Here is a 26,269-nt window from a genome sequence, read left to right on the forward strand (position 1 = left end):
CGTTCTACTTCCTGTTCATCACGTGACCTCGTAATGTGCTCGTGTGCCGACCGATCTCAGCCCCACCGCACGGGCTCTGCGCGCCATGGAGATCCTCCAGGCCCGCCCCGGCGTGACCGCCGGCGAGCTCGCCTCCTGTCTGGGTGTCACGGAGCGGGCCGCGCGCCGGTACGTCGGGATCCTGCGCGAGGCGGGCATCCCCGTCGAGTCGGCCCGCGGCCCCTATGGCGGGTATCGGCTCGGGCGCGGGACGCGGCTGCCTCCGGTCGCCTTCACCGAGCCCGAGGCCCTTGGCCTCGTCATGGCGGTGCTCGACGGCCAGCCGACGGCCGCCGACGTCGGCGACCTCGTCGGCGCCGCCCTGGGCAAGGTCATCCGGGCCCTGCCCGAGAGCGTCGGCCGGCAGGCGGCGGCGCTGCGCGAGTATGCGTCGGCGGCGCCGGACCGGTTCTCGGCACGTCCGGATCCCGCCACCACCAGCGCGCTCGTGGCCGCCATCGCGGACCGGCGGCGCGTGGTGGTCGCCTACCGCAGCGAGTCCGGCAACGAGTGGGAGGCCGAGGTGGACCCCTGGGCGGTCGTCGTCCGCCACGGGCGCTGGTACCTGCTGTGCTACTCCCACCGCGCGGACGCCATCCGCACCTACCGGGTGGACCGCGTCCGCCAGGTTCAGCGGAGCACGCACGCGTTCGAGCCGCCCGACGGCCTCGACCCGGTGGCGGCGCTGGAGGAGAACCTGGGCACGGGGTGGGAGTTTGCCACGCGCGTCGTATTCGACGCTCCCCTCACCGAGGTGGCGCCCTGGATCCGGCCGCCCATGGGACGGCTCGAACGGTCGGGGGACGGGTGCGTGCTCGTCGGCAGCACGAGCAATCCGACGATGTACGCGCAGGAGTGGCTACCGAACGTGCCGTTCCCCTTCCGCGTCGAGGGCGGGCCGGAACTGCGCGCCGCAGTCGCGAGGCTCGCTTCGCGTCTCGCCGCCGCCCTGGCGGGCCCGCCCACGGACGATGTCATGCCCGGCCCGGGGCCTGACCAGCCGTGACGCGCGCCAGGAAGCGTTCCGACGCGCGCGGATTCCGGATCACGGGCACATCCGCGTCCCGGGCGTGAGCCGCGATCACGGCGCTCGGCGGCGCGTACACCACGATCGTCTCGGCGGCGTTCGTGGAGGCGTTCCACGAGCACATCGGGGATCGGCTGGAAAGGTGCTGCGTTCCGGTCAGGTCAGGTCGTCGAGCAGTTCTTCCGCGACCCGTTCCTCCGGGACTGCCAGGCCATGTGATCGCATGGCAGGGGCAAGCTCAGGATCCCAGGGCGCGTCCGTCACCCGGCCGGAGGGAGGGACTCCGGACCGAAGATCCGTGAGTCCACGCAGGTAGTCGGCGGTGGACATGCGCCATGGCTCGGCGCCCGTCTTGGCCATGGTGTAGGCGGCGATGCGCACGCCCTCCCCGTCGAGGTCGCCGTGATAGTACAGCTGGGTGCCCGGCAGCGAGCGCAGAAGGCGGATGACGGCGCTGTTCGGCCAGCCGGACGTGCACACCATGGGCGGGCAGGCGGTGCCGAAGCGGCGCTGGGCCAGCGCCAGCACGGAAGGGTTCTCCACCACCCACACGTCGCGTTCCCGCAGGTCCAAGGTGTCCTGGAGCTGGGCGAGCGTGATCACGCTGGGTTGTCCGTCCCAGATCCGCAGCACGCGGGCCAGTGCGGAGTCGCCGGCGGGCCGTAATCCGGCGACCAGGACCGTCGTGGAGAGGGCGTCGCAGGCCACGCCCGCGCGTTCCCACAGCGCCCTGCGCGCCTCGGCGCCCTCGGGCGCGGGGATGTCGTAGAGCATCGACAGCGCTTTCAACACGAGCGACGACAGGCGCGTGTCCTCGTCGAGCGCGTGGGGGTCGCCGGTGACGTCGGCCGCCACCGCCGCGAGCGGCCGTCCCGAGCCGGGCAGCGCGGCGAGCACGGCGAGGGCCTGCTGGAGGAGGTCGCGGCCGGCGCGGACGGCGGACAGGGCCAGCAGCGCGGGCTCAGCGGTGACCACCGGGTGGGTGGTGAACCAGTCCAGCAGCGCCTCGCGCTCCTCCCGCCGCTCCGCCCGCCGGCGCCTGCGGTCGTCGAGCGGGCCGATCAACGCCTCGGTGACGGTACGGACGTCGAGCCCGCCCAGCGCGGCCTCCAGCCGGGCCACGTCGATGGTGATCGACGGGCCCGGGTAGCGGTCGAGGCCGAGCAGGTCGGCGACGGCGGCCTGGTGATCGTCCTCCAGGCCGGTGACCTTGACGCGGCTGACCTGGTGGCCGGAGGAGAGCCGATCGTGCAGCGCCGCCCAGATCGGCCGCAACGCCGCCACTCGCAGCCGCTCCGGCACGGCCGGCGCATCATCGGGCAACCGGTCGGCGGCGGTCAGGCCAAAGGCCGCCCTGCCGGACCCCGGCAGGTCGGAGGCGGCCGGGCCGGAGGAGGTCGGGTCGGAGGCGGCCGGGCCGGAGGAGGTCGGGTCGGAGGCGGCCGGGCCGGAGGCGGCCGGGCCGGAGGCGGCCGGGTCCGAGGCGGCCGGGTCCGAGGCGGTCATTCGGTCGCGACCGTTCGGTAGCCGTTCCAGACGAAGCGGGCCGTCGTCACCGCGTCGTCCCCGTCCCCCGTGATGAGCTGGTGGATCGCGATCCCGTCCAGCTCCCGGTATTCGCACCACTCGTGGTCGGACGTGAGCACCAGATCCAGCCCCAGATCCACCAGCAGGTCGAACACCTGCCCCCGATTCGTCCGGTCCACCCCCACGAACACCTCATCCAGCAGGATGAACCGCGGGCACCCAGGATCGGTCTGATAGTGCGCAGCCACCGCGGCGAACAGCGGCAGGTGCAGCGCGATCGCCTTCTCCCCACCCGACAGCGCCCCGTGCAGCTTCCTGGTGAGATCCTGCCACCCCTGCCCGTCCCCGCGATCGAGCTTGACCACGAACCGGTGCCAGGCCGTGTAGTCGAGCACCTTCATCAGCTGGTCCTCCCAGCTCGCCGAGGAGTTGTCGGCCCGTGCCTCCTCCACCCGGTCCCTGAAGAAGACGTACAGAGCCTCCTTGTCCGCCTCGTTCAGCCCGGCCGGGTCGCGCAGCAGGAGGTCGCGGGCGGCCCGGGTGCCGGCCGACTGGGCCGGGTCCACCTGCCACACCAGCCGCACCGCCACCCGGGAGGCGGTGCGGACGCGTTCGAGGCGCTGGTTCATGCCCTCGACCAGCGCGGTGGCCTGCCTGATCCGGTCGGCGAGATGCCGCCGCGTGTCACCGGCCAGCGTGCGGTCGAACAGGTCACGTTCCGCCTCCGTGATGTCCGAGCGCCGCTCATCGCGCTCTTTGCGAAGCGCCGTGCTCAGCGCCGCCGCGCCCGCGCGGACGCCGCCGGCGGTGGCGGTCAGCACCTGGACGTCGTCGTCCGGCGCCAGCTCCAGGTCGGCCCGGTCCGCGAGGATCTCCCTGGCGTGGTGGAAGGCGTCCTGCAGCCGGGCCTCGGCCTCCCTGACGTTCTTGTTCTCGTACGGCACCGCCGCCAGCCGCTCGGCCACGGCCCTGGCCGCCTCCAGCACCGCCCGCACCCCGGCGTCCGGGGCCAGCTCGATCGGCACCCGCGCGTCCTCCGGCAGGTGCCCGGCCGCCAGGCGGCGGAAACGTTCGGACACCGCGTCCCGTGCCAGGCCCGCCTCGGCGTGCTTCTCCTCCGCCATGCCCAGCTCGCCCTTGAGCCGGCCGAGCCGGGCGTTGAGCCGGCCCAGGTCGTCGTTGACCGACTTGATGAGGCGGCGACAGGCCTGGTGGGCGGCCTGGGTCGCGTGGAGCTGCTCGAGCACGTGCAGGTGCTCGACGCCGACCGTGGACTCGATGGCGGCCAGCCGCTCGGCCAGCACGACGGCGGCGGCCGCGGCTTCCTCGGCACGTTCGACGGCCCTGACCGCGAGATCCTGATATTCGCCGGCGGTCTCGGCGGCGGCCTCTGCGCGTTCGCGCGCGGCCCGGGCGTCACCGCGGCGGTCGTGCCAGACGGCGCCCGTCGTCTCGGCGGTGCGCAGCGCCTCCTCCAGGTTGTCCAGCGCGGACAGCGCGGTCGGCAGAGCGTGTCCCGCCGCCAGCTCGGTGAGCCGCCGCAGCGACCGGCCGGCCTCCTTCTCGCGCTCGCGCAGCCGCCCTTCCTGCACCCGCAGCTGGTCCTCCAGTAGCGCCACCTTCTTCACCGCGCCGTCGAGGGCCTGGAGGGCGTCGGCGTACGGCCTCCTGTCGGGTCTGCGCCGCAGCTCGGCGGCCAGCGTGTCGCGGTCGCCCGCGAGCACGGCGAGCAGGTGGTCACAGTCGGCGATCAGGCCCGCGAGCTCGCTGAGCCGCTCGTCCAGCTCGGCCATGCGGCGGCGCCTGGCGCGTTCGCGGGCGGTGGCGCCGATGTAGGAGGGCTCGGGTTTGACCCAGCGACCGGCGGCGGGGCCGAGCCGCCAGGTGCCGTCCGCACCGATGACGGCGGGATGGTCGACGCCCATCGCGGTGGGCGCGAACGCGATGCCGGACAGCACGGCGTCGGCCGACGCCGGGGAGTCCGGCTCGGGAATCAGCACGTGGGCCAGGCTGTAGGCGGGCGCGGGCCGCGACAGCGCGGCCACCGCGAAGGCGTCGTGCTCGCCCGCGTCGAACCCGCCGTCGGGCAGCAGCCACAGGTCGAGCAGGCCCGCGGCCTCGAGCGCGGCCTCCACGCCGGCCTGGGCGACGAGGTCGATGCCGGATCTGAAGGCCACCGCCCGCCACAGCGGCGCGCCCGCGCGCCCGTCCCTGGCAGTGGGGGTACGGGTGTGCGGGGCGGGCGGCTCCAGCACACCCTGCGCGTCGAGCCCCTCGCGTTCCCCGGCCAGCTCGGCACGCTCGGCCACGAGCCCTTCGCGGAACGTCGTCAGCTCCTGCTCCCTGGCCGCCAGCCGGACGGCGGCCATGGTGCGGGCCGTGCCGACCAGCTCGTCGGCCTGCTCGAACCGGTCCGCCAGGCCGGCCAGCTCGCCCGGGTCCAGCCGGAGCTGGGAGCAGCCGCTCGCCCAATCGGCCAGGGCGGCGGCCAGGTCGCGGGCGCGGTCGTCGCGGAGGCGTTCGGCCTGGTCGTGGGCCTGCTGGGCGGTGGCGAGGCCGTCCCTGGCCTGGTCGCGGTCCTGCTCGGCGGCGGTGCGGCGGTTGATCGCCTCGTCGTGAGCCAGGACCGCGACCCTGACCTCCCTGATCTGGGCGGCGCGGCTGGTCACGGCGGCCCGCAGCAGCTCCCGCGCGCGGCGCACGGCTTCCTCGCCGTCGCGCACGCTCTCCAGTGCGACAGACGGCGGGGCGACGCCGAGTCGGTCGTCGCCGCCCGCCCCGGCATCGTCGCCGGCTCGCGGCCTGCGCGCGGCGTCGGCATGAGGGCTTACGGGGCCGGACATGGATGCCCCGGCGCCACCGCCCCGGCCGCTCTCGTCGCGAGAGGCGCCCTGCCTGGCGCGCTGGTCGGGAGACGCGTGCAGGTCGGCGCCCTCGTTGGGAGACGCGGGCCGTCCGGCGCCCTCGTCGGGAGACGCGGGCCGTCCGGCGCCCTCGTCGGGAGACGCGGGCCGTCCGGCGCGCTCGCTCTCCTCATGCATCGCGAGCAGCCCCGCGCGTTCGGCCGCGTGGCGGGCCTCGGTGCGGGCGCGGTCGGCGAGTGCCGCGGCGGTGCGGGCGGCGGTCTCGGCGCGGGCCGCCACCTCCTGCTTGGCGGCGGCGGACCGGGCCGCCGTCCCCGCCTGGTCGCGGAGTCCGGCGGCCGTCTCGTGGGCGCTCTGCGCTTCGGTGCGGAGCCGGTGCAGGTCGCTGCCCGCCTTGTATGCCTCGCTCTCTTTCAGCCCGTCGATCTGTGCGGCCAGTGCCAGCTCCTGGGCCTCCTCCTCCCCCAGCCGCGCCGTGGCGGCCAGGAGCTCGTCCTCGGCCTGTTTCAAGGCCTCCCGCTTGGCTTTGGCCTCGGCGGCGAGCGAGTCCATGGTGTAGCCGGCCGAGGTCACGGCGGCCGCCGCGGCGCGCAGGACGCGCTGGGCGTACGCGCGCTGCCGGGCGGCGAGCCTGTCGGCCTCCTCCACGTCGCGGTCGAGCAGCCGCAGCTCCTCGCGCTGCCGGTCGAGCCGCTCGAACCCCTCGGCGATCTCGTGGATCTCGCCCTCGCCGAGCGGCGGCAGAGCGCTGGACAGCAGGTCGGACAGCAGGCCGGGGTCGAGGCGTTCGGACAGCTTGGGGGTGCGGAGCTGGCGCAGGGCGGTGAGCAGCGAGTCGTAGCGCTGCTCGTTGAGTCCTCGGTAGAGCGTCTGGCGCACGATGGTGCGGTAGGCGTCGGCGGACTCGTGGACCTTCCCGGACGTGCCGAGCTCCTCCACGAGCTGCGCCTTGGTCAAGGGCTGGCCGCCTTCGCCGCTGACACGGATGCCGTCCGGCGCGTCGATGCGGGCTTCTGTCGTGAAATAGGTGGCGGTGACGTTTTTGGTGTGGATGGTGGCCTGGAGGCGCGCGCCGCAGGTGAACCAGCGCCCGTCCGAGTGGCGGAACTCCAGCCACACGTATCCGACCCGGGTGGTGCCGGTGGCGCCGTCGCCCATGAGGTTCCAGTGCATGGTCCGCTCGGTGCCGCCGAACGTGGACAGCCGGCTCGGCTTGAGGCTGGCGTCGAGCACGTACGGCAGCAGCAGCTCCAGCACCTTCGACTTGCCGCTGCCGTTGGGCCCGCGCAGCAGCAGCCGGCCACGGTGGAACTCGAACACCTCGTCGTAGTAGCGCCAGACGTTGAGTATCCCGGCACGTACGGGCGTCCAGCGGCCCTCTCCTCCGCGTCTGACCCGTTCGGAGGTGAGCTCGGTGACGGTCATGCGTCCTCCATGAAGTCCGTGCCGCGATCGACCCGGTAGCGTGCGGCGGCCGGCAGGGCGGCGACCTGGTCACCGCCGCGGCGGGCCAGCCCGAACAGCATGAGCACCTCCAGCGCGTCGGCGGCCAGCCGCGGCCCGCCGCCGTCCGACTGGTAGGCCTTGGCCCATTGGGGGAAGCGGCGCAGCAGATCGGCGGCCTCGGCCTCGAGCCGGGCCGCGGTCACGGGGCCGGCGGAGACCAGCAGGTCGAGCAGGAGCAGGGCGGCGACCTTGGCGTGGCTGGAGTCGTCGGGGAACCTGGCGTCCGTGGCGGTGGAGTCGGAGTCGACGAGCAGGAAACCCTCCGCCCGCTCCTCCAGCACGAAACCGGCCTCCTCGGCGGCGCGGCGGATGATCTGGCGGCCGGTGAGCGAGGCCGCGTACGCGGACTGGGCGGGGGTCAGCCCGTCGCGGTAGACGACGGGCTCGTCGAGCAGGCGGCGGATGATCGAGTGCCTGGCCCACAGGTTGCGCTGGGTCTCGGTGGGCTCGTCGCCGCCGTACCGGGTCTCCGCGGTGAGCGCGGCGAGGTCGGCGCCCCCTCCTGCCGCCGCGATCCTGGACGGGGGCACCGGCGCGGCGAGCAGCCTGATCACGCGGGTGGTGTCGACGCGGTAGAGCACTTTGGCGTCCTCGTCGGCCAGGTAGGCGTCGGTCGTCCCGTCCATCGCCGTGACCGCCCCGTAGTGCTCGAGCAGTTTGAGCGCGTCCACGAAAGCCGCCCTTTCCTCGCTCTTGACCGGGTCGAACGCCGGCACCTCCGGCTCGACCCCGGCCGCTTGCACCACGCGCTGCGCCAGCATGCCGATCGTGGTGACCGGTGAGGTGAGCAGCTCGGCCGCGCACAGGCACAGCAGCGTGTAGCGGCGGCGGTCGAACGGCGCCCGCGTCGTGCGCCGCCGCCGGGCCGGCCGGGTCGCGCTCGCCTCGGACCTGACCTTGACCAGGCGGGCGTACCCTTGACGCGGTTCCACGACCAGCCGCCACCCGCAGAAGTAGTCGAACCACTGGGTGAGCGGCTGCCGCCGCTTCCTGATCAGGTCGAACGCGGCCGGATCGTCGTGCAGGGACACCAGCGGCCGGCCGAGGAGCGTCCTGATCGCCCGCGCGATCTCCTCCTTCTCGGCCCGGACGAGCTGGTTGGCGAGCGTGCTCACGCGCCCACCGCCCCAGCGCGCGCGCCCCCGAGCGAGCGGATGTCGATGAGGTAGTCGGGCCCTCTGAACCATCCCTCCGAGGTGCGCAGAACCGCGACCGACCCGTCGTCCGGGGCCCGGAGCACGATCTCCACTCGCCCGTCCGAGGTCACGGCCCGCCGGAACCCGGTCGAGTCGGGCCGCTCGGCCAGGGCCCGCCCCAGCAGGTCGAGCAGCCGCCCGAACGTGTCGTGGTCGAGCTCCCCCAGCTGCGACAGCCGCATCGCCCCCGTCGTGGCGAGCGCCGACCAGGCGGCCTCCAGCTCCGCCCGCTCCTTCTCCGCCCTGGCCCGCCGTTCGGCCCGCAACGCCACCACGTCACGCACTCGTCCCGTGCGGCCCATCCGCTCGGTGCGTCCCCGTGACCGCAGCAACGCCGACACCTCGACCGGCTCCGCCTCCGCCCACGGCACTCCGACCGGGATGAGCTCGGCATCGGCATGACCGAGATGCGCGTGCCTGGCCGGCCCGAGCCCGAAGGCCGCATCCCACAGCCGGTGCGCGTCGTCCTCGCCGGCCGCCGTGGCGAACCAGCGGGCCAGCGTGCGGAAGTCGGCCGCGGCGCTGGAAGAGCGCCGGCGCGAGTCGGTGATCCGGTCGAGCACCTGCAGCAACGACACGATGGCCCGCCGCGCCACATCGTGCAGCTGCCGCACCCGCGGAACACCCCCGTCCTCAGGGGCGAACCAGAGCAGCAGCCCCTCCCACCGCGCCGCCCGGACCGCCAGCCACGGCGTCGCGTGGTCGACCCCTGGCAGCTTCGGCAGGTCGGCCCCGTCGAGCGCCCGTGCGTGCACCACGCTCACCCCGTGCCGGGCGACCCCGCTCAGCGCGGCGGCGATGACGTCCGCCCGCTGCTCCAGATTGGTCACGAACTCCTGCAGATAGGCCACCGTGGCGGCCTTGACCTCGTGGAACGTGGTGAGATCCGTCCCCTCGACGCGCAGCAGCCGCTGCAACTCGCCGTTGAACTGCTTGGTGTTGCCGCGCAACCCGTCCAGATGCGCCTCGAGCTCGTGCAGGCTGGTGAAGATGCGCCGGTTACGGCCCGGGTCGGGGTCCCGCAGCAGCCCTTCGAGCTCCCCCAGCCGGTCGGCGATGGCGTCGAGCACCGCCGTCTGCAGCGCCCCCGCCGAGGCCAGCATCGCCATCGCGTGCTGCACTCCGGCGAACGCCGCCTCCCCACGCTTGGTCAGCGAATATTGCAGGTTTTTCCGCTCGTACTCCTCAGCCGTGGCGAAGCTCCCGGCGTGATTGAAGATCACGTCCAGCAGCCCCCATCCCACGAGTTGCTTGAGCGTGCCGGCCAGGTCCTGCTCGGCGATCGGCGCGTACCACCCCACGCTCCGCAGCCGCTCCCGCACCTCGTCGATGGTGAGCGCCGTCTCCAACCGCTCGTTGGCCTCCCCGAAGGCGTAGAGCACGGCGGTATGCAGATCCGCCCTTTCCGTGGTGGTGAACCGGAACATCTCCGGCGGCACCCGCGGCAGCTCGGCCATCGTCCCGCTCCCCTCCTCGCATGCTTCCCGCGCACCGCAAACCGTAGCGGGGAACGCCGACAGGACGGCCGCGGTTTGCGATCAGATCACACGGGTACGGCGCCACCATTGGCCCTGGGCCGGGCGATGAGAAGGGGGACGGAAGTGGCTGAGTTCGAGGCGACGCGCGGGATGCCGGCCGTCAGCACGATCGTGTACAGCGTCGCGTCCGACGTCGCGGTCATGGACCGCTGGCTGCCGCGAGGACTGCACGTCACCGGCGCCGGCCCCGGCACGGTCGAGGCTGACGGCGACCTGGTGCCCGGCGAGGGAACGCACGAGGGACTGTTCCGCGCCTCGGAGGAGCAGCTGCGGGTGGAGTGGGGCGGCCGTGACCACCCCGACTACGCCGGCTGGCTGCAGGTGGCGGACTCGGCGAGCGGGACCAGCGAGGTGACCGTTCACATCTCCCTGCTCGACGAGCCGGACTCGGGCCCCCGGGCGGACCAGGTCCGCGAGCTGCTCGACCGCTCCCTCGACCGCCTGGCCGACGAGGTGGCCAACCGCGCTCACGGCGCCGGCTGACGCGCCGGCAGGTCGAGCGGGATTCTGTTAACCCCCCACCGCCCCTCGTACTGATTCGATACCGTCGTCCAGTGCTCACCGGATCCCAGGACACGACCTTCATCGTCATCCGCGGCAATTCCGGTTCTGGCAAGTCCACCGTGGCACGCGCCGTGCGGGAGGCGTACGGGCGCCGGGGCATGGCCGTGATCAGCCAAGACGTGGTCCGCCGCGACATACTCCGCGAGCTGGACCGGCCGGGCGGCGTGAACATCGGCCTGCTGGACGTGATGTGCCGGCACGCTCTGGACGCCGGCTACCACGTGATCTTGGAAGGCATCCTCGCCTGCAGCCGTTACGGGGAGACGTTGCAGGCGTTGTGCCGCGACCACCGCGGCAGGACCCTCTGCTACTACCTCGACGTCTCATGGGAGGAGACGCTCCGCCGGCACGGGACCCGGCCGCAGCGCGCCCGGTTCGGCCCGGAGGAGATGCGGCAGTGGTACGTCGAGAGGGACGTCCTGCCTGACGTGCACGAGACGATCATCGCCGAGAGCAGCCCACTGGAGGAGATCGTCCAGCTGCTCCTGCGGGACGCCGGACTGCTGATCGATGAGACGGTCCGGCCGGCGTCCGCCCCAGCGACGGCCACGCCCCAGGAAGGCCTGCCGGACCGGCCGGCCATCGGCAGGAGGAACACCATGGGCGAGCAGCGACCGGAGCCCTTGGTCGACGAATCGATCGCGATCGTCGCGCCGGCACGTGACGTGTGGCAGGCGATCGTCATCGCGGAGATCCGCGCCGGCTGGTGGGGTTACCTGGACCTCGACGCGACCGCCGGCGGGCGGTTCGAGGAGCGCTGGACCGACGACGACGGGCGGGAGGCGCGCACGACCGGAAAGGTGATCGAGGTCGTCGCCGATCACCTGCTGGTGTTGTCGTGGGCGGACGAGGATTGGCCCGCGGCGACCCGGGCCGAGATCCAGCTCACCGAGATCGACGGCTCCACGATGGTCCGGATCCTGCACACGGGCTGGGGAACGCTGCCGGACGGTGCGGCCCTGGCGGCGCAGCACCGCTCGGGCTGGCTGCTGCATCTGGCCAATCTCCGCCGGTATGTCGAGGACAGCGCCGTCTTCTAGGCGTTCGTCAGGACTCCAGGGCCAGGGACAGGCGGCGTGCCAGGCCGGTGTTGCGGCGGTGGCCCACCCGGTGCACCGCCAGCTCCAGCGCCTCACGCTGCCCCACCAGCACCACCCATGCCTTGGCCCGGGTCACCAGTGTGTAGAGAAGCTTGCGGCGCAGCATGATCCCGCCGGACTCGGCGACGATCGGCGCGACCACGAACGGATATTCGCTGCCCTGCGAGCGGTGCACGCTGATCGCGTACGCGTGGGTCAGGTCGTCGAGCTCGTCGAATCCGTAGTGCACGCTCTCCCCGTCGTCGGTCCTGATCGTGATCGTGCGCTCGGCCGGCTCCACGTCCGTGACCGTCCCGGTCTCCCCGTTGAAGACGCCCTTGTCGTAGTTGTTGCGGATCGGCATGACCCGGTCGCCCACCCGGAACACGGTCGCCCCCGACCAGTGCTCGGGCTTGTCGTCCGCGGCCGGGTTGAGCTGGTCCTGGATGAGCCGCCCGAGCGCGGTGGCGCCCGTCTCGCCCTTGCGCATCGGGCACAGCACCTGCACCTGGTCGGGCTCGACGTTCTGCTTGCGCGGGATCGCGACCATGGCCAGATGGGCGACCCGCCGGGCGACCTGCTCGGGATCGTCCAGCTCCTCGAACCAGAACCCGCCCCGCCCCGGCGTCACCGGCATGCGGCCGGCGCGGATGCGGTAGGCGGCCTCGATGATGCCGCTGCCGTCCGACTGGCGGAAGACGTGGGTGAGCTGGACCCGCGGGATCTCCGGCACGCGCAGCAGGTCGGCCAGCACCTCGCCGGGCCCGATGCTGGGCAGCTGGTCGCTGTCGCCGATGAGCAGCAGGTGGCTGCCCGCCGGGACGGCGGCGGTCAGCCGGGTGGCCAGGTGGAGGTCGAGCATGGACGCCTCGTCGACCACGATCAGGTCGGCCTGCGACGGCCGCTCGTCGAAGAGCGTCTCCGGGTCCGGGTCGGGCTGCTGGGCGAGCATGCGGTGCACGGTCATCGCGGGCAGCCCGGTCAGCTCGGACAGGCGTTTGGCCGCCTTGCCGGTCGGGGCGGTGAGCGTGACCGTGCCGCCCCCCGCCCTGACGATGGTCGCGATGGCCTTCACCGTGTGGCTCTTGCCGCACCCGGGCCCGCCGGTGATGACCGAAACGGTGCTGGTCAGCGCCATGGTGACGGCCGCGCGCTGGTCGTCGTGCAGCCCGGGGTCCTCGCGGAACGACCGCAGCGGCAGCGTCGAACGCGCCTGCGTGAGCCGGGCGAGCTGGGCGGCGAGCGCGCTCTCGCGGGCGTGCATGTGCTTGGCGTACGCCACCATCTGCCCCGGCTGGTCCGGCGAGGTCTCGACGACCAGCCGGCTGTCGGCGACGAGCGCGTCCAGCATCGGCCGCACCAGGTCCTGCTCCTGCTCGATCAGCTCCGCCGCCTCCCTGACCAGCGTGGACACCGGCAGATAACAGTGCCCGTCGCGGGTGCCGGCCGCCTCCAGCCGGTCAAGCAGCGCCGCCTTGACCCGCTGCGGGCTGCGCTCGGGCACACCTGCCTGCAGCGCGATCCGGTCGGCGATGCGGAAGGCGATGCCCCTCACCCGCCCGATCAGCCGGTACGGGTCCGTGGCGAGCACCTCGTCGGCGTCCTGCCCGAACGCCTGGTAGATCTTGGCCGCGAGCAGCGGGCTGACCCCGAGCCCCTGCAGCGTCACCATCAGCGCGGCGATCGCCTTCTGCTCCCGCCACGCCTCGACGATCTGCGCCTGGCGCAGCGGCCCGATGTTGACGACCTCGGTGAGCCGCTGTGGCTCGGTGTCGATGACTTTGAGCGTGGCCTCGCCGAAGTGGTCGACGATCGCGTACGCCAGCCGCGGCCCGATCCCCCTGACCAGCCCCGACCCCAGGTAGATGCGGATCGCCCGCACCGACGACGGCGTCACCCGCTCGCAGCCGGTGACCGCGAACCGCCGGCCGTAACGCGGATGCCGGCTCCAGTCGCCGAAGATCCGCAGCGTCTCGCCCGGCTGCACCGCGGCCAGCGCCCGCCCCGTGGCCACGAAGTCGGCCATGCCGTCGGCGCTCATGCGCGCCACGGTGTATTCGTCCTCCCGGACGTAGACGAGCTGCTCGACCGACGCCTCCACAGTAGAGATCAAACCATCCGCGACCGACAATCGGGTTCACACGGCGCTGGTCGCGTCTCGCGGGGACTACGTCATCGTGGTTGCCGTAGGTGGGAAAGGGATGTCGCCCCACGGCTCGCCGTGCAGCGGATGCAGCGCCTTGGTGTGGTCCAGCCATATGAAGGCGTCGTAGCGTCGGCCGACGACCGTCGGCACGTAGTTGCCCCAGCGTTCCCGCTCCGGGTGGTACACCACGCCGATCGCCCGGTGCCCCATGGGCTCGTCGTACCACATCGGCCTGGGGCCGGCGGGCACGACGAACAGCGCCCGGCCGTCGGGCAGGTCCGCCTCGTGCAGCAGCGCTTCCAGGGACGCCGGGCGGGCGGGCGGCACCGGCATGACGTGGTGCTGCGTGCCCCACCGGTTCGCGGCCACCACCGAACCCCGATGGCTGCCGAAACCCACGAGCACCACGGCCTCGCCGTGCCGTTCACGGGCGAGTTGTCCCAGGTTGGTCATGCCGGCCGCCGCCATGTCCGTGGCGCGGGCGTCGCCGACGTGCGTGTTGTGCGCCCACACGATCCCCTTGGGGCCGCGGACGCTCGCCAGCCGGTCCAGGGTGTCGGCCATGTGCACGTCCCTGACGTTCCATGACTCGGGGCCGCCGCGGACCATGGCCCGGTAGTAACGTTCTGCCCCGGCCACGACCTCGGCGTTCTGCCGCACGCCGAGGTCTTCGGGCGCCGCTCTGCGCACCGCGGCGAGCAGGTTCACGACCTCGTCCTCGCAGGCGTCGGGCACCAGCCGGGTGGCCAGGCCGTACTGCTGCGGGTCGTGCCCGTAGGACTCGAAGCAGTGCAGGGCGTCCGTCACCGCCTCCATCTGCGCGGGCAGGTGGGCGGCGGCGTAGCGGCGCACGGCGCGCAGCGAGTCCCACAGGCTGTAGACGTCCAGCCCGTAGAAGCCGCAGCGCTCGGTGAGCGGAAGTTTGGCGTTCCAGAGCCGCAGCCAGCGGCAGAAGTCCACGACCTCGTGGTTGGCCCACATGAACGTCGGCCAGCGGGCGAAGCCGTACAGGGCCTCGAAGGGATCGTTGTCGCCGGTGACGGCCTGGTTGACCCGTTCGCAGTCGGGCCAGTCTCCTTCGACCCCGATGAAGGTGAACTCCTTCTCCTCGATCAGCCTGCGGGTCAGGTCGGACCGCCAGGCGTAGAAGTCGTGCGTTCCGTGGCTGGCCTCGCCGATCAGCACGAACCGGGCGTCGCCGATGCGTTCGAGCAGCGGGTCGAGATCGTCGGTGCGGGTCAGCGGCAGAGCGGAGCGCCGCACCTCGTCGATGCTCGTCATTCGTCCTCCTCCTCCGCGAGCATGTGGAGGCATTCGCGGGCGAGCTGGAGCTCCTCCCGCACCTGGACCACCATGACGGGGACGGCGGCGCCGTACGCGCTGACCGGCCCGTCCTCGTGGCGGTTGCCGCCGGGCGGAGGCTGGACGCCGAGCAGGCCGAGGCGGCGGCACACCGCCTCCCGCACCTCGGGCTGGTCCCAGCCGATCTCGCCGGTGAACACCAGAGCGTCTATGCGCGTGAGCGACGTGGCCACGGCGGCGATCTCCCTGCTCACCCGGTGGGCGAACACGTTCAGCGCGAGCGCGGCCGCCTCGTCCCCGTCCCGCTCGGCGGCGACCAGCTCTCGTGTGTCCCCTGACCGCCCGTTCGACAGGCCCAGCAGCCCGGATCGCCGTTCCAGCCCTTCGCCCAGCTCCTCCAGCGACAGGTGGCCCTCGGACAACAACCACACCAGCATGCCAGGATCGACGCTGCCCGAGCGTTTGCTCATCGGCACGCCCTCCAGCGGCGTGAACCCCATCGACGTGTCCAGGCTGCGCCCGCCCGCGACCGCGCACACCGAGCACCCGCCGCCCAGGTGCGCCAGCACCAGCTCCAGCTCCGGCATCGGCCGGCCGAGCAGCTCGGCCACCCGATCGGCGGCCCAGGCGTAGGACAGGCCGTGGAAGCCGTAACGACGCAGGCCGTGCCGCTCGCGCCACTCCCGCGGCAGGGCGTACGTCGCGGCCGCCGCCGGCAGGCCGGCGTGGAAGGCGGTGTCCGGGCACAACACGTGCGGCACGGCAGGCAACTCCTCGCGGGCCGCCGCCAGCAGCGCCAGCGACGGCGGCAGGTGCAGCGGCGCCAGGCTCGTCATCTCGCTGAGCGCCGCCACGGTCTCGTCGTCGGCCACCGTCGGGGTGCGCACGACCTCACCGCCGTGCACCAGCCGGTGCGCCACCGCCCGGATGTCGCGGTCGAAGTGCCCGCCGAGGAAGGCCGACACCTCATCCCTGGCTGCGCGGAGATCGACGGCGCGCTCGGCGTGCGCGCTGTCCAGCACGCTCCCGCCCTGCACCAGATCGAGGCGCAGGCTCGACGAACCGGCGTTGACGGTCAATATCGCCTCCGACTCGGCCACCTGCTCGTCGATCGCCCGGCTCATGCGGCACGGCTACCCGCCACCGCCATCACAAAACGGACGTATCCGGACGAATGACCTATCCGGCTTTACCGCGGTCGGAGGTTGTCTCGCGAGGAGGCCGGGTAGGCGAAGCGCCATGAACATCACCCTTCAGGTCAACGGCGTCCCGCGCGCGGTAGACGTGGACCCCCGGATGTCGCTGCTCGACCTGCTGCGCGAACGGCTGGGGCTGATCGGCGCGAAGAAAGGGTGCGACCACGGCCAGTGCGGGGCCTGCACGGTGCTGATCGACGGGCGGCGGGCCAACGCGTGCCTGGCGCTCGCGGTCGCGGTGGAGGGCTCGGAGATCACCACCGTCGAGGGCCTGGCCCACGGGGACGAGCTGCATCCGCTGCAGGCGGCGTTCATCGAGCACGACGCGTTCCAGTGCGGCTACTGCACGCCGGGGCAGCTCTGCTCGGCGACCGGCATGCTCGGCGAGCCCGGGCCGAGCGCCGTCACCGACGACGTCCTGGTCGACCCCGATCTGACGCCCGCGGAGATCAGGGAGCGGATGAGCGGCAATCTGTGCCGGTGCGGCGCGTACGTGAACATCGTCAGTGCGATCTCCAGCACGGTCACAGGGGCGGCGCGGTGAAGTCCTTCGAGTACGCCCGCGCCGGCAGCCCGTCGGATGCGGTGCGCCGGTTCCAGCCGGGCGCCATGTACCTGGGCGGCGGCACCAACCTGGTCGACCTCATGCGTCTCGGCGTGGCCGAGCCCGACCGCCTCGTGGACGTCAGCCGCCTGCCGCTCGACGCGATCGAGCAGGTCCGCGACCGGCTGCGGATCGGCGCCGCGGTACGCAACAGCGATCTGGCGGCCGACCCGCTCGTCCGCGCCCGTTATCCGATGCTCGCCCGCGCGGTGCTCAGCGGCGCCTCCGGCCAGGTACGCAACATGGCGACGGTGGCCGGCAACCTGCTGCAGCGCACCCGGTGCGCGTACTTCCAGGACGTGAGCAGGCCGTGCAACAAGCGCCGGCCAGGCACCGGCTGCCCCGCCATCGAGGGCGACCACGCGAACCTGGCGGTGCTCGGCCGCTCGGACGGCTGCGTGGCCACCCACCCCTCCGACATGGCCGTAGCGCTGGCCGCTCTGGACGCCGAGGTCCACGTCACCGGGCCGGCCGGCGACCGCGTCATCCCGATGCCCGGCCTGCACCGCCTGCCCGGCGACGCGCCCGAGCGGGACACCGTCCTGGAGCCCGGCGACCTGATCACCGCCGTCGAGCTGCCCGCGCCGCCGCCCGGCGCCTCGGCCTACCGCAAGGTACGCGAGCGTGCGTCGTTCGCGTTCGCCCTCGTGTCCATCGCCGCCGTGCTCGACGTCGGCCCCGACGGGATCGTGGCCGGCTGCCGCATCGCGCTCGGCGGCGTCGCCCACGCGCCTTGGCGGGCCGAACGCGCCGAGCAGGCGATCGTCGGCGGCCCTGCCACCGGTGCGGCGTTCCTGGCCGCCGCCGAGGCCGAGCTCGCCCAGGCCCGCCCGCTGCCGCGCAACGCCTTCAAGGTCCCGCTGGCACGCAACCTGATCGTCAGCACACTCGAGGAGCTCACGCCGTGAACCGCGTCGAGGGCCGCGTCAAGGTCACGGGGCTGGCCACGTACGCCGCCGAATACCCGGTCGAGGGCGTCACCTACGCCTACCCCGTGCAGTCGCGCATCGCCAAGGGCCGCGTCACCCACGTGGACGTGAGCCGGGCCCTCGCCATGCCCGGCGTGCTGGGCGTGCTGTCCGTCGAGGACCCACCCGAGCTGGCCGACGACGCCGACGCCGAGCTGGCCCTGTTCCAGAGCCGCGACGTGGCCTACCGGGGCCAGTTGATCGCCGCCGCCGTCGCCGGCACCTACGAGGAGGCCCGCGCCGCCGCCGACGCCGTGCGCGTCGCGTACGAGCCCGCTGACCACGACGTCGGCCTGCGCGCCGACCACCCCGGCCTCTACCGGCCGGAGGTCGTCAACCCGGACTACCCGGCCGACACCGAGCAAGGCGACGTCGAGGCGGGCCTGGCCGAGGCCGCGACCACGATCGACGTGACGTACACGACCCCGGTCCTGCACAACAACCCGATGGAGCCGCACGCCGCGCTCGCCGTGTGGGCCGGCGACGGCAGGCTGCTGGTCTACGACTCGGCGCAGGGCGCGTCCATCGACCAGGACACGATCGCCAAGACGTTCGGCCTGCCGCCGAACCGCGTCCGCGTCGTCTCCAGGCACGTCGGCGGCGGCTTCGGCAGCAAGGGCACCACCCGGCCGCACGCCGTGCTCGCCGCCCTGGCCGCGAGGGCCGTGGGCCGCCCGGTCAAGGTGGCGCTGACCAGGCAGCAGATGTTCGACGTCACCGGCTATCGCACGCCCACGATCCAGCGGCTGCGCCTGGGCGCGGACGCCGACGGGCGGCTGACGGCGCTGGAGCACGTCGCGTACGAGCAGAGCTCCACGCTCGTGGAGTTCGCCGAGCAGACCGCGACCCCGGCCCGCGTCATGTACGCCGTGCCCGCGCTGCGGACCGCGCACCGGCTGGTCCGGCTGGACGTGGCCACCCCGTCGTGGATGCGCGCCCCCGGCGAGTGCCCCGGCATGTACGCGCTCGAGTCCGCCATGGACGAGCTGGCCTACGCCGCCGGCCTCGACCCCGTCGAGCTGCGCGTCCGCAACGAGCCCGAGACCGAGCCGGAGAGCGGCCTGCCCTTCAGCTCCCGCAACCTGGTCGCCTGCCTGCGCGAGGGCGCCCGCCGCTTCGGCTGGGACCGGCGCGACCCGGCGCCGGGCGTGCGGCGGAAAGGAGAGTGGCTGGTCGGGACGGGCGTGGCCGCCTCCACCTACCCGGCCAGGCGCATGCCGTCGCAGGCCCTGGCCACCGTGCAGGACGGCGACTTCCTCATCCAGGTGGCCGCCACCGACATCGGCACCGGCGCGCGTACCGCGCTGACCAGGATCGCGGCCGAGAGGCTCGGCGTCGCCCCCGATCGCGTGCACGTGGAGCTGGGCGACAGCGACCTGCCGGCCGCGCCGGTCGCCGGCGGCTCCATGGGCACGGCCTCGTGGGGGTCGGCCATCGTGCGCGCCTGCGAGGAGCTGATGAAGGACGGCAAGGAGGGCCGCGCCGACACCACCGGGGAGATCGCCGCCGACACGCGGCTGGCCAGGCACGCCTTCGGCGCCCAGTTCGCCGAGGTCCGGGTCAGCGAGGTGACCGGCGAGGTACGCGTGTCACGCCTGCTCGGCGTGTTCGCCGCCGGGCACATCGTGGACGCCGAGCTGGCGAGGTCGCAGTTCATCGGCGGCATGACGATGGGCCTGGGCATGGCGCTGATGGAGGAGACGCAGACTGACGAGGAGTTCGGCGGCTTCCTCCGGCGCGACCTGGCGCAGTACCACGTCCCCGCCTGCGCCGACGTCGAGAGCATCGAGGCGGTCTGGCTGGAGGAGCAGGACGAGCGGCTCAACCCGATGGGCAGCAAGGGCATCGGCGAGATCGGCATCGTCGGCACCGCGGCCGCCATCGGCAACGCCGTCCACCACGCCACCGGCCACCGCGTCCGCGACCTCCCCATTACGCCGGCGAAGATCCTCATGCCAAGGTTTTGACCCGGCTTGGAGGGAAGGAGAGGTCTCTCGTGCAGACGACGGGAGGCCGGGTGAGACGGGAATCGGAGCCGGAGCGGGCGGACCGCAACTTCGTGGAGCTGCTGCAGGGCGCGCGCGTGGCGGTGACGGGCGTGCAGGTGTTGTTCGCGTTCCTGCTGACCGTGCCCTTCTCACCGGGGTTCGCCCGGCTGAGCCTGGCCGACCGATGGTTGTTCTACGTCGCGCTGGTCAGCGCCGCCGTCGCGTCGATCTGCTACATCGCGCCGACCGCGCAGCACCGGGTGCTGTTCCGGCAGGGCCGCAAGGAGACGCTGGTACGCCGCTCCAACCTCTACGGCATCCTGGGCGCGCTCGCGCTGGCGGTGTCGATGACCACGGCCACCATGCTCGTGATCGACTACCTCTTCGGCCCTGCGCTGGCCTGGGTCACCGCCGGCGTCATCGCCGCGCTGGCCCTGTGGACGTGGTTCGCCCAGGCGGCGCTCAACCGGTCCGACGATCAGCCGTCCTCAGGCGGCAACGCCGTGCCGTCCCCGTCCTCGGGCGGCAACGCGGTGCCGTCGTCCCGCGACGACTGACGCGTGTAGGCGGCCCGCGCCACCATGTACGCCGCGACCGCCACGGTGATCACCTGAGCGGCCCCCACCAGGAGCAGCGGCCCGGCCGTCGCCCAGGTGGGCCGGTGCAGCCACATGGCGAGCAGCACCAGCAGCACCCCGGCCACCTGCGGCTTCGTGCCCGCGTGCATGCGGTCCAGGGTGGTGCGGAACCGTACGAGTCCGGCGCCGGCCGACAGCGCCAGCCCCGCGCCGAGCAGCAGGCAGGCCGCGGCCGCCACGTCGAGCGGGCTCACCGCGACCTCCCGGAGAAGAACCTGGCCAGCGACACCGACCCGACGAACCCCAGCAGCGACAGCACCAGCAGGATCGGCAGGTCCGCGTAATCGTCCGTGGCCACGGCGAACGCCCCCACCCCGCACATCGCCAGCGCCGTCATCGTGTCGAGCGCCACCGCCCGGTCCAGCATCGACGGCCCGCGCGCCGCCCGGTAGAGCGTGAGCGCCGCCGCGCAGCCGAGCAGGACGAGCGTCACCACGTACACCGGCGTCATCCCAGTTCCTCCCGATCCCGCCGGGTGCCGAACGCCGCCACGATGCGCGACTCGAGCGCGGCCACATGCGCCCGCACGTCCTCGGCGGCGTCGCCGGGCAGCCCCAGAATGTGCAGCATCAGGCACCGCTCCTCGACGTACGCCTCCACGACGAGGCTGCCGGGCACGTTCGCCAGTGCCGCCATGATCACCACGATCATGGACTCCGACGACGTCCGCAGCTCCACGCGCACGAGCTGCGTCGGCGGCGGCCCCGGCCGGAACACCCAGATCACCACCCGCGCGGTCGAGACCACCATGTCCCAGCCGAACCACACCAGGAAGCGCACCAGCGCCACCGGGCGGATCCTGATGCCCGGGTCGAGCATGGGCAGCGGCAGCAGCCACGTCACCACGAGCGCGGCCGCCACCCCGCCCAGCACGTTCCCGATCGACAGGTCGCCCCACAGGGTCACCCAGATCAGCGCCAGCCAGGCGATCAGCCACAGCCGCGGGCTCACCGGTCCCTCCCCAGCACGGCCTCGATGTAGGGCCCGCGCGCCATCAGCTCGCCCGCCGCCCGCTGCGCCAGCGCCGACAGCGGCCCGGCCAGCACCGTGTACGACAGCCCGAGCGCCACCAGCGCCGCCACCGGCGCGGACAGCGCTAGGGGCAGCGTGGTCGTGGTCACCGTCGGCTCCTGGCCGGTGACCTCCTCGCTCTCCACCACAGTGCCCGTCCTGACCTCGCGTGGGGCGCGCCAGAACGCCTTGCCCCACGTCTTGGCGACCGCGTACAGGGTGAGCAGGCTCGTCGCCAGCCCCGCGGTCACCAGCACGACGGGCAGTGGCCCGCCGACGGCCAGGCCTGCCTGCACCAGCATGAGCTTGCCCAGGAAGCCCGACATCGGAGGGATGCCGGACAGGTTCATGGCGGGCACGAAGAACAACACGGCGATCAGCGGCGCGGTCTTCATCAGTCCGCCGAGCCCGGTCACGGAGGTGGTGCCGGTACGCCGCTCGATCAGCCCGGTCACCAGGAACAGCCCGGTCTGGACGGTGATGTGGTGCACCACGTAAAAGATCGCGCCCGCCATGCCCGCCACCGTGGCCAGCGCCACCCCGAACACCATGTACCCGATGTGGCTGACCAGCGTGAAGGACAACATCCGTTTGATGTCGGTCTGGGCGACCGCGCCGAGCACCCCCGTCAGCATCGTGGCCAGCGCCACCCACATCAGCAGCGTCGAGACCGGCCCGCCGGGGAACAGCAGCGCCTCCAGCCTGATGAGCGAGTACACGCCGACCTTGGTGAGCAGCCCGGCGAACACGGCCGTGGCGGGGGCGGGCGCGGTCGGGTAGGAGTCCGGCAGCCACGCCGATATGGGGAACATCGCCGCCTTGATCGCGAACACCAGCAGCAGCATGAGCTCCACCAGCAGCTTCACCTGCTCGGGCAGCGTGGTGAACCGCAGGGCGAGCTGCGCCATCGACAGCGTCCCCGTGGCCGCGTACGTGATCGCCAGCGCGATGAGGAACAACATCGACGAGGCCAGCGCCATCAGCGTGTACGTGGCGCCCGCCCGGATCCTGGACTCGGTGCCGCCGAACGTAAGCAGCACGTACGAGCCGCTCAGCAGCAGCTCGTAGGCCACGAACAGGTTGAACAGGTCCCCCGACAGGAACGCGTCGGCCACCCCCGCCACCATCACCAGGAACGCCGGATGGAAGATCGCCATGGGCGCCTCGTGCTCCTGCACGTCGTAGGCGTTGGCCACCGAGTACACCATCACGCACAGCGTCACGGCCGACGACACCAGCAGCAGCAGCGTCGAGAGCCGGTCGGCCACCAGGCAGATCCCGACCGGCGACGGCCAGCCGCCCAGCTCTGTGACCAGTGGGCCGCCCCCGTCCACCGCCACGAGCAGCAGCGCCGACACCACGAGCGACACGCCGAGCGTGACGATGCTGATGACCGACTGCAGGTGCCGCAGCCGGCCGCCGATCGCCAGCTTCACCCCGGCCGCCAGCAGCGGCAGTACCACGGGCACGCAGACGAGGCTCTCGATCACGAGTCCTCGCCCTTCAGCTCCGGGTCCTGCGCGAGGGCCTGGCGCGTCCGCTCGTCCCTGATGGCCGCCCGCATCTGCCTGAGCGCCTCCCGCTGGCGGGTCCTGAGCCTGCGGCGCAGCTCCCGCTCCCTGGCCGCCTGCGCCTCGCGCCGGCGCGCGTGCTCCTCGCGCAGCTCCTCGATGCGCAGCACGTTGTCCGTGGCGGCGGCCTCCTCGCGCTGCCCGGCCGCCTCCAGGCGGCCCTGGATCTCCTCCTCCGACACCCCCAGCTCCCGGTGCTCGCGCATCCAGCGCTCCAGCTCCGAGTGCACCCGGGAGATCCGCCGCTCCAGATCGGCCTCCTCCAAGCGCTCCCGCTCGGCCTGCTCGGCCTCCAGGTGCGCCAGCTCGGCCCGCTGCTCGGCGACCAGCCGCCGGTAGGCGTCCTGCCTGCGGCGCACGGCGTCGCTCAGCTCGCCGCGCCGGGCCCGCAGCCGCACTCGCCGGTCCTCGGTGTCGTCCTGGACCTCGTCGCTGCCGGTGAGCTGCCACGAGCGGTGCACCAGGGCCAGCAGGAACGCCGTCACACCCAGGGTGATCACGATGGCGGTCAGCACCATGGCCTGCGGCAGCGGGTCGGCCATCCCCTGTGTCCCGGTGAAGGGTGGGCCGCCGGCGTCGCCGCCCGCGGTCACGATCAGCAGGTTCACCCCGTTGCCCAGCATGATCACGCCCGCCAGCACCCGTACCAGGCTGCGTTCGAGCAGCAGCGTCACCCCGGCCGCCACCATCGCGCAGCACGCCGCGAGCGGCAGCAGCGACACGGTCACGGGCTCTCCCCGGCGTCGATCTGCCGGTCCAGCTCGGCGCCCAGGCCGCGCAGGATGTCCTGCACCATGCCGATCACCGACACGTAAACGCCGAGGTCGAACAGCAGCCCCGTCGACACGTGCACGTGCCCGATCAGCGGCACGGTCACGTCGGCGTCGAGCATGTCCAGAGCCGCCCGGCCGAACAGCAGCCCGGCCAGCGCCGTCCCCGCCGACAGCGTCAACCCCACCCCCATGAGCACGCCCGCGTGCACTGGCACCGCCGTGGCCAGCTCGTTGCGGCCGCCCGCCAGGTACCGCACCATGATCGCCAGCCCGGCCACGATGCCGCCCGCGAACCCGCCGCCCACCCCGCTGTGCCCGATGAACAGCAGGAACACCGACAACACCAGCACCGTGTGGAACGTCAGCCGGGCCGTCACCTCGAACGCGATCACCCGCTGCCCGGGCGGCAGCGTGGCCGCCAGCCAGTGCGTGCGCTCGCCGGGCGGGTGCTCCCCCGGCTCGATGCGGTACGCCCTGCGCCGCAGGAACACCATGCTCGTCACGCCCAGGGTCAGCACGACCAGCACCGTGCTCTCGCCCAGGGTGTCCCAGGCGCGAATGTCGACGATCAGCGCGCTGACGACGTTACGCATGCCCGCCTGCTCCGCCGCCGCCGCCATCAGCGCGCCGACCGGCTCCGTGCTGCGCGCGTCCATCGCCAGCACGCCGGCGCCCGTGGCCACCACGCCCACGGCCAGCCCGATCGCCGCGCGGAACGGCATCGGCAGCCGGCCCTTTACCGGCTCGATCGGCAGCCGCCGCAGCACCAGCGCGAACACGACCAGGCTGACCGTCTCGGCCAGGAACTGAGTGAGCGCCAGGTCGGGCGAGCCGTGCGCGAGGAACAGCAGCGCCGTGCCGTACCCGGTGAAGCCCACCACGACGGCCAGGAAGACGTACGCGCGGGCGAACAGCGCCAGCGCCGCCGCCGCGATCGTCAGGACGGCCACGATCGGCTGCTCGGGCCGCTGCCAGCCGATGACCGGCACGTCCAGGCGGGACACGCCGCCGTGCAGGAGGGAGAACACGCCGACGCCGACCGTGGCCAGCAGCGTCAGAATCAGGTAGTCGGGCACGGAGCCGCGCTGGATCAGGCCGGTGAGCTGGAGGGCGAAGCGGTCCAGGCGGCGGATGAACGCCCAGAAGAGCTGCCCGGTGTCGAACACGTGCAGCGCCGCGCCCGCCCTGGCCACCGGCTCCCTCGCCAGGAACAGCGCCACGCCCGCCGCGAGCGCCGCCGCCGACAGCAGCAGCGGCGTCGCGTGCCCGTTCCACAGCGCCAGGTGGCCGCCGCCGTACCAGGAGCCGAACCGGGGCGCCAGCGGCCCCAGGACCAGGCCCAGCACCGCCAGCAACGCCGGAGGTGCGAACATGGCCGCGGGCACCGGGTGCACCGGCCGCTCCCCCACGCCCGGCTTGGCGGCGAACGCGCCCCACAGGAAGCGCAGCGTGTACGCCGCCGTCAACGCCGACCCCGCCACCACACCCGCCAGCACGAGCGGCGCGCGCAGCAGCGCCTCCAGGGCGGCCTCCTTGCCCACGAAGCCGGCCAGCGGCGGCAGCCCCGCCATCGACGCCCCGGCCAGCAGCGCCACCGCGCACACCCACGGCATCGACCGCCCCACCCCGCTGAGCTCGCCGGTCTCCCTGCTGCCCGCCGCGTGCTCGACGATGCCCACCACCAGGAACAACGCCGCCTTGAACAGCCCGTGCGCCGCCAGCATGGCCGCCCCCGCCAGCGCGGCGCCCGAGCCGAAGAGCACCACGAGGAAGCCCAGCTGGCTGACCGTGCCGTAGGCCAGCAGCCGTTTGAGATCCGTCTCGCGCAGCGCCCGCCAGCCGCCCAGCAGCATCGTGAGCACGCCGAGCGGCACCGCCACCGCCCGCCACAGCGGCACGTCGCCGGCCACCGGAGCCAGCCTGGCCACCAGGTACACGCCTGCCTTCACCATGGCGGCGGCGTGCAGGTACGCCGATACGGGGGTGGGGGCGGCCATGGCGGCCGGCAGCCACATGCTGAACGGGAAGATCGCCGACTTCGCCAGCGCCCCGGTAAGGATCAGCACGGCGGCGACCGCGCCGATGTCTCCCGGGGTGAGCGCGGAGATCCGGTACGTGCCCGCCGCCTGACCGGTGAGCACGAGCCCGGCCAGCATGGTCAGGCCGCCGAACGTGGTGACCGCCAGCGCCTTCATCGCCGCCTGGCGGCTCATCCGGCTCTCCGGGTCGTACCCGATCAGCAGGTAGGAGAAGACGGTGGTCAGCTCCCAGAACACGTACAGGAGGAGCAGGTCGTCGGCCGTCACCAGTCCGAGCATCGATCCGGCGAAGGCCACCATGGCGGCGCCGTAGCGCCCGAGCCCGTCGTCGCCCTCGGGGAAGTAGCGGGCGCTGTACACCAGCACGAGCACCCCGATGCCGGTGACCAGCGCCATCATCACCACGGCCAGCGCGTCGAACCGGAACGACAGCTCCACGCCCAGCGCCCAGCTCGTGCCCTGGCTCTCCGGCAGCCCGCGCGCCTCCTGCCCCGGGGTGCGGCCGGAGGCCGCCGAGGGGACGAGCCACAGGGTGTAACCGAAGGCGGCCGCCGGAGCGAGCGCCAGCAGCGCCAAGGAGCGGCGGCCCATGCGCCGGGCCAGCCAGGGAGCGCAGACGGCCGCCACCGCATGCAGGATGAGCAGCGACTCCAGCGGCTCCATGGGCTCCTCAGGCGGGACGTACTTTTCCGG

General features: G+C 73.1%; 20 protein-coding genes. 7 read left to right on the forward strand and 13 right to left on the reverse strand.

What is annotated here, in order from left to right; genetic code table 11:
* Nucleotides 1-43 precede the first annotated feature (43 nt).
* Complete coding sequence (locus tag ACTWPT_RS18095) at nt 44-1,045, forward strand: helix-turn-helix transcriptional regulator (RefSeq protein ID WP_443178562.1); 1,002 nt, start codon at nt 44-46, stop codon at nt 1,043-1,045.
* Nucleotides 1,046-1,222: 177 nt separating this feature from the next.
* On the opposite strand, the gene ACTWPT_RS18100 is transcribed toward ACTWPT_RS18095, so the two are convergent.
* The 4 genes from ACTWPT_RS18100 to ACTWPT_RS18115 are packed head-to-tail and all read right to left on the reverse strand — an operon-like array spanning nt 1,223 to nt 9,616.
* A complete protein-coding gene (locus ACTWPT_RS18100) occupies nt 1,223-2,572 on the reverse strand; it encodes a TIGR02679 family protein (RefSeq protein WP_443178563.1) in 1,350 nt (449 codons plus the stop codon).
* Nucleotides 2,569-6,882: a TIGR02680 family protein gene (locus ACTWPT_RS18105; protein WP_443178564.1), complete on the reverse strand. Its 4,314-nt coding sequence runs from the start codon at nt 6,880-6,882 to the stop codon at nt 2,569-2,571. The genes ACTWPT_RS18100 and ACTWPT_RS18105 overlap by 4 nt, the downstream gene beginning before the upstream one ends.
* Nucleotides 6,879-8,078: a TIGR02678 family protein gene (locus tag ACTWPT_RS18110; protein ID WP_443178565.1), complete on the reverse strand. Its 1,200-nt coding sequence runs from the start codon at nt 8,076-8,078 to the stop codon at nt 6,879-6,881. The genes ACTWPT_RS18105 and ACTWPT_RS18110 overlap by 4 nt, the downstream gene beginning before the upstream one ends.
* A complete protein-coding gene (locus ACTWPT_RS18115) occupies nt 8,075-9,616 on the reverse strand; it encodes a TIGR02677 family protein (RefSeq protein WP_443178566.1) in 1,542 nt (513 codons plus the stop codon). The genes ACTWPT_RS18110 and ACTWPT_RS18115 overlap by 4 nt, the downstream gene beginning before the upstream one ends.
* Nucleotides 9,617-9,760: 144 nt before the next feature.
* Between ACTWPT_RS18115 and ACTWPT_RS18120 the strand changes: the two genes are divergently transcribed.
* On the forward strand, nt 9,761-10,180 hold the full coding sequence (locus ACTWPT_RS18120) for an SRPBCC family protein (RefSeq protein WP_443178567.1): 420 nt from the start codon (nt 9,761-9,763) through the stop codon (nt 10,178-10,180).
* Nucleotides 10,181-10,251: 71 nt separating this feature from the next.
* A complete protein-coding gene (locus tag ACTWPT_RS18125; protein ID WP_443178568.1) occupies nt 10,252-11,301 on the forward strand; it encodes an SRPBCC domain-containing protein in 1,050 nt (349 codons plus the stop codon).
* Nucleotides 11,302-11,308: 7 nt separating this feature from the next.
* Here the strand turns inward: ACTWPT_RS18125 and recD2 are convergent, their stop codons facing one another.
* From recD2 to ACTWPT_RS18140, 3 genes are all read right to left on the reverse strand, one after another.
* Nucleotides 11,309-13,441: an SF1B family DNA helicase RecD2 gene (gene recD2, locus ACTWPT_RS18130; protein WP_443178569.1), complete on the reverse strand. Its 2,133-nt coding sequence runs from the start codon at nt 13,439-13,441 to the stop codon at nt 11,309-11,311.
* A gap of 66 nt (nt 13,442-13,507) precedes the next feature.
* On the reverse strand, nt 13,508-14,767 hold the full coding sequence (locus tag ACTWPT_RS18135) for an erythromycin esterase family protein (RefSeq protein WP_443178570.1): 1,260 nt from the start codon (nt 14,765-14,767) through the stop codon (nt 13,508-13,510).
* A complete protein-coding gene (locus ACTWPT_RS18140; RefSeq protein ID WP_443178571.1) occupies nt 14,764-15,912 on the reverse strand; it encodes an acetate/propionate family kinase in 1,149 nt (382 codons plus the stop codon). Before ACTWPT_RS18140 ends, ACTWPT_RS18135 begins: the two co-directional genes overlap by 4 nt.
* Before the next feature lie 115 nt (nt 15,913-16,027).
* Between ACTWPT_RS18140 and ACTWPT_RS18145 the strand changes: the two genes are divergently transcribed.
* Genes ACTWPT_RS18145 through ACTWPT_RS18160 form a run of 4 tightly spaced genes read left to right on the forward strand, consistent with a single transcriptional unit; the run spans nt 16,028 to nt 20,101 of the window.
* Entirely contained in the window at nt 16,028-16,528 is a 501-nt protein-coding gene (locus tag ACTWPT_RS18145) for a (2Fe-2S)-binding protein (RefSeq protein ID WP_443178572.1), read from the forward strand.
* Entirely contained in the window at nt 16,525-17,496 is a 972-nt protein-coding gene (locus ACTWPT_RS18150; RefSeq protein ID WP_443178573.1) for an FAD binding domain-containing protein, read from the forward strand. Before ACTWPT_RS18145 ends, ACTWPT_RS18150 begins: the two co-directional genes overlap by 4 nt.
* A complete protein-coding gene (locus tag ACTWPT_RS18155; protein ID WP_443178574.1) occupies nt 17,493-19,523 on the forward strand; it encodes a xanthine dehydrogenase family protein molybdopterin-binding subunit in 2,031 nt (676 codons plus the stop codon). Before ACTWPT_RS18150 ends, ACTWPT_RS18155 begins: the two co-directional genes overlap by 4 nt.
* Before the next feature lie 50 nt (nt 19,524-19,573).
* Entirely contained in the window at nt 19,574-20,101 is a 528-nt protein-coding gene (locus ACTWPT_RS18160; RefSeq protein ID WP_443178575.1) for a DUF6328 family protein, read from the forward strand.
* Here ACTWPT_RS18160 and ACTWPT_RS18165 read toward each other — a convergent pair.
* From ACTWPT_RS18165 to ACTWPT_RS18190, 6 genes are read right to left on the reverse strand one after another with little or no spacing between them, the layout of a single operon-like run.
* Complete coding sequence (locus tag ACTWPT_RS18165) at nt 20,023-20,376, reverse strand: cation:proton antiporter (protein WP_443178576.1); 354 nt, start codon at nt 20,374-20,376, stop codon at nt 20,023-20,025. The two genes, ACTWPT_RS18160 and ACTWPT_RS18165, sit on opposite strands and share 79 nt — an antisense overlap.
* Nucleotides 20,373-20,633 (reverse strand): monovalent cation/H+ antiporter complex subunit F, encoded by a 261-nt coding sequence (locus ACTWPT_RS18170; RefSeq protein ID WP_443178577.1) that lies wholly within the window; start codon nt 20,631-20,633, stop codon nt 20,373-20,375. Before ACTWPT_RS18170 ends, ACTWPT_RS18165 begins: the two co-directional genes overlap by 4 nt.
* Nucleotides 20,630-21,133, reverse strand: a complete 504-nt coding sequence (locus tag ACTWPT_RS18175) for a Na+/H+ antiporter subunit E (protein ID WP_443178578.1) — start codon at nt 21,131-21,133, stop codon at nt 20,630-20,632. Before ACTWPT_RS18175 ends, ACTWPT_RS18170 begins: the two co-directional genes overlap by 4 nt.
* Entirely contained in the window at nt 21,130-22,680 is a 1,551-nt protein-coding gene (locus tag ACTWPT_RS18180; RefSeq protein ID WP_443178791.1) for a Na+/H+ antiporter subunit D, read from the reverse strand. Before ACTWPT_RS18180 ends, ACTWPT_RS18175 begins: the two co-directional genes overlap by 4 nt.
* Complete coding sequence (locus tag ACTWPT_RS18185; RefSeq protein WP_443178579.1) at nt 22,680-23,492, reverse strand: Na(+)/H(+) antiporter subunit C; 813 nt, start codon at nt 23,490-23,492, stop codon at nt 22,680-22,682. Before ACTWPT_RS18185 ends, ACTWPT_RS18180 begins: the two co-directional genes overlap by 1 nt.
* The gene (locus ACTWPT_RS18190) at nt 23,489-26,239 is read right to left on the reverse strand and encodes a Na+/H+ antiporter subunit A (protein ID WP_443178580.1); all 2,751 of its coding nucleotides are present in this window, start codon (nt 26,237-26,239) and stop codon (nt 23,489-23,491) included. The genes ACTWPT_RS18185 and ACTWPT_RS18190 overlap by 4 nt, the downstream gene beginning before the upstream one ends.
* Nucleotides 26,240-26,269 lie beyond the last annotated feature (30 nt).

Source organism: Nonomuraea sp. 3N208, assembly GCF_052245935.1.
In the GTDB taxonomy this organism is placed as follows: Bacteria; Actinomycetota; Actinomycetes; order Streptosporangiales; family Streptosporangiaceae; genus Nonomuraea.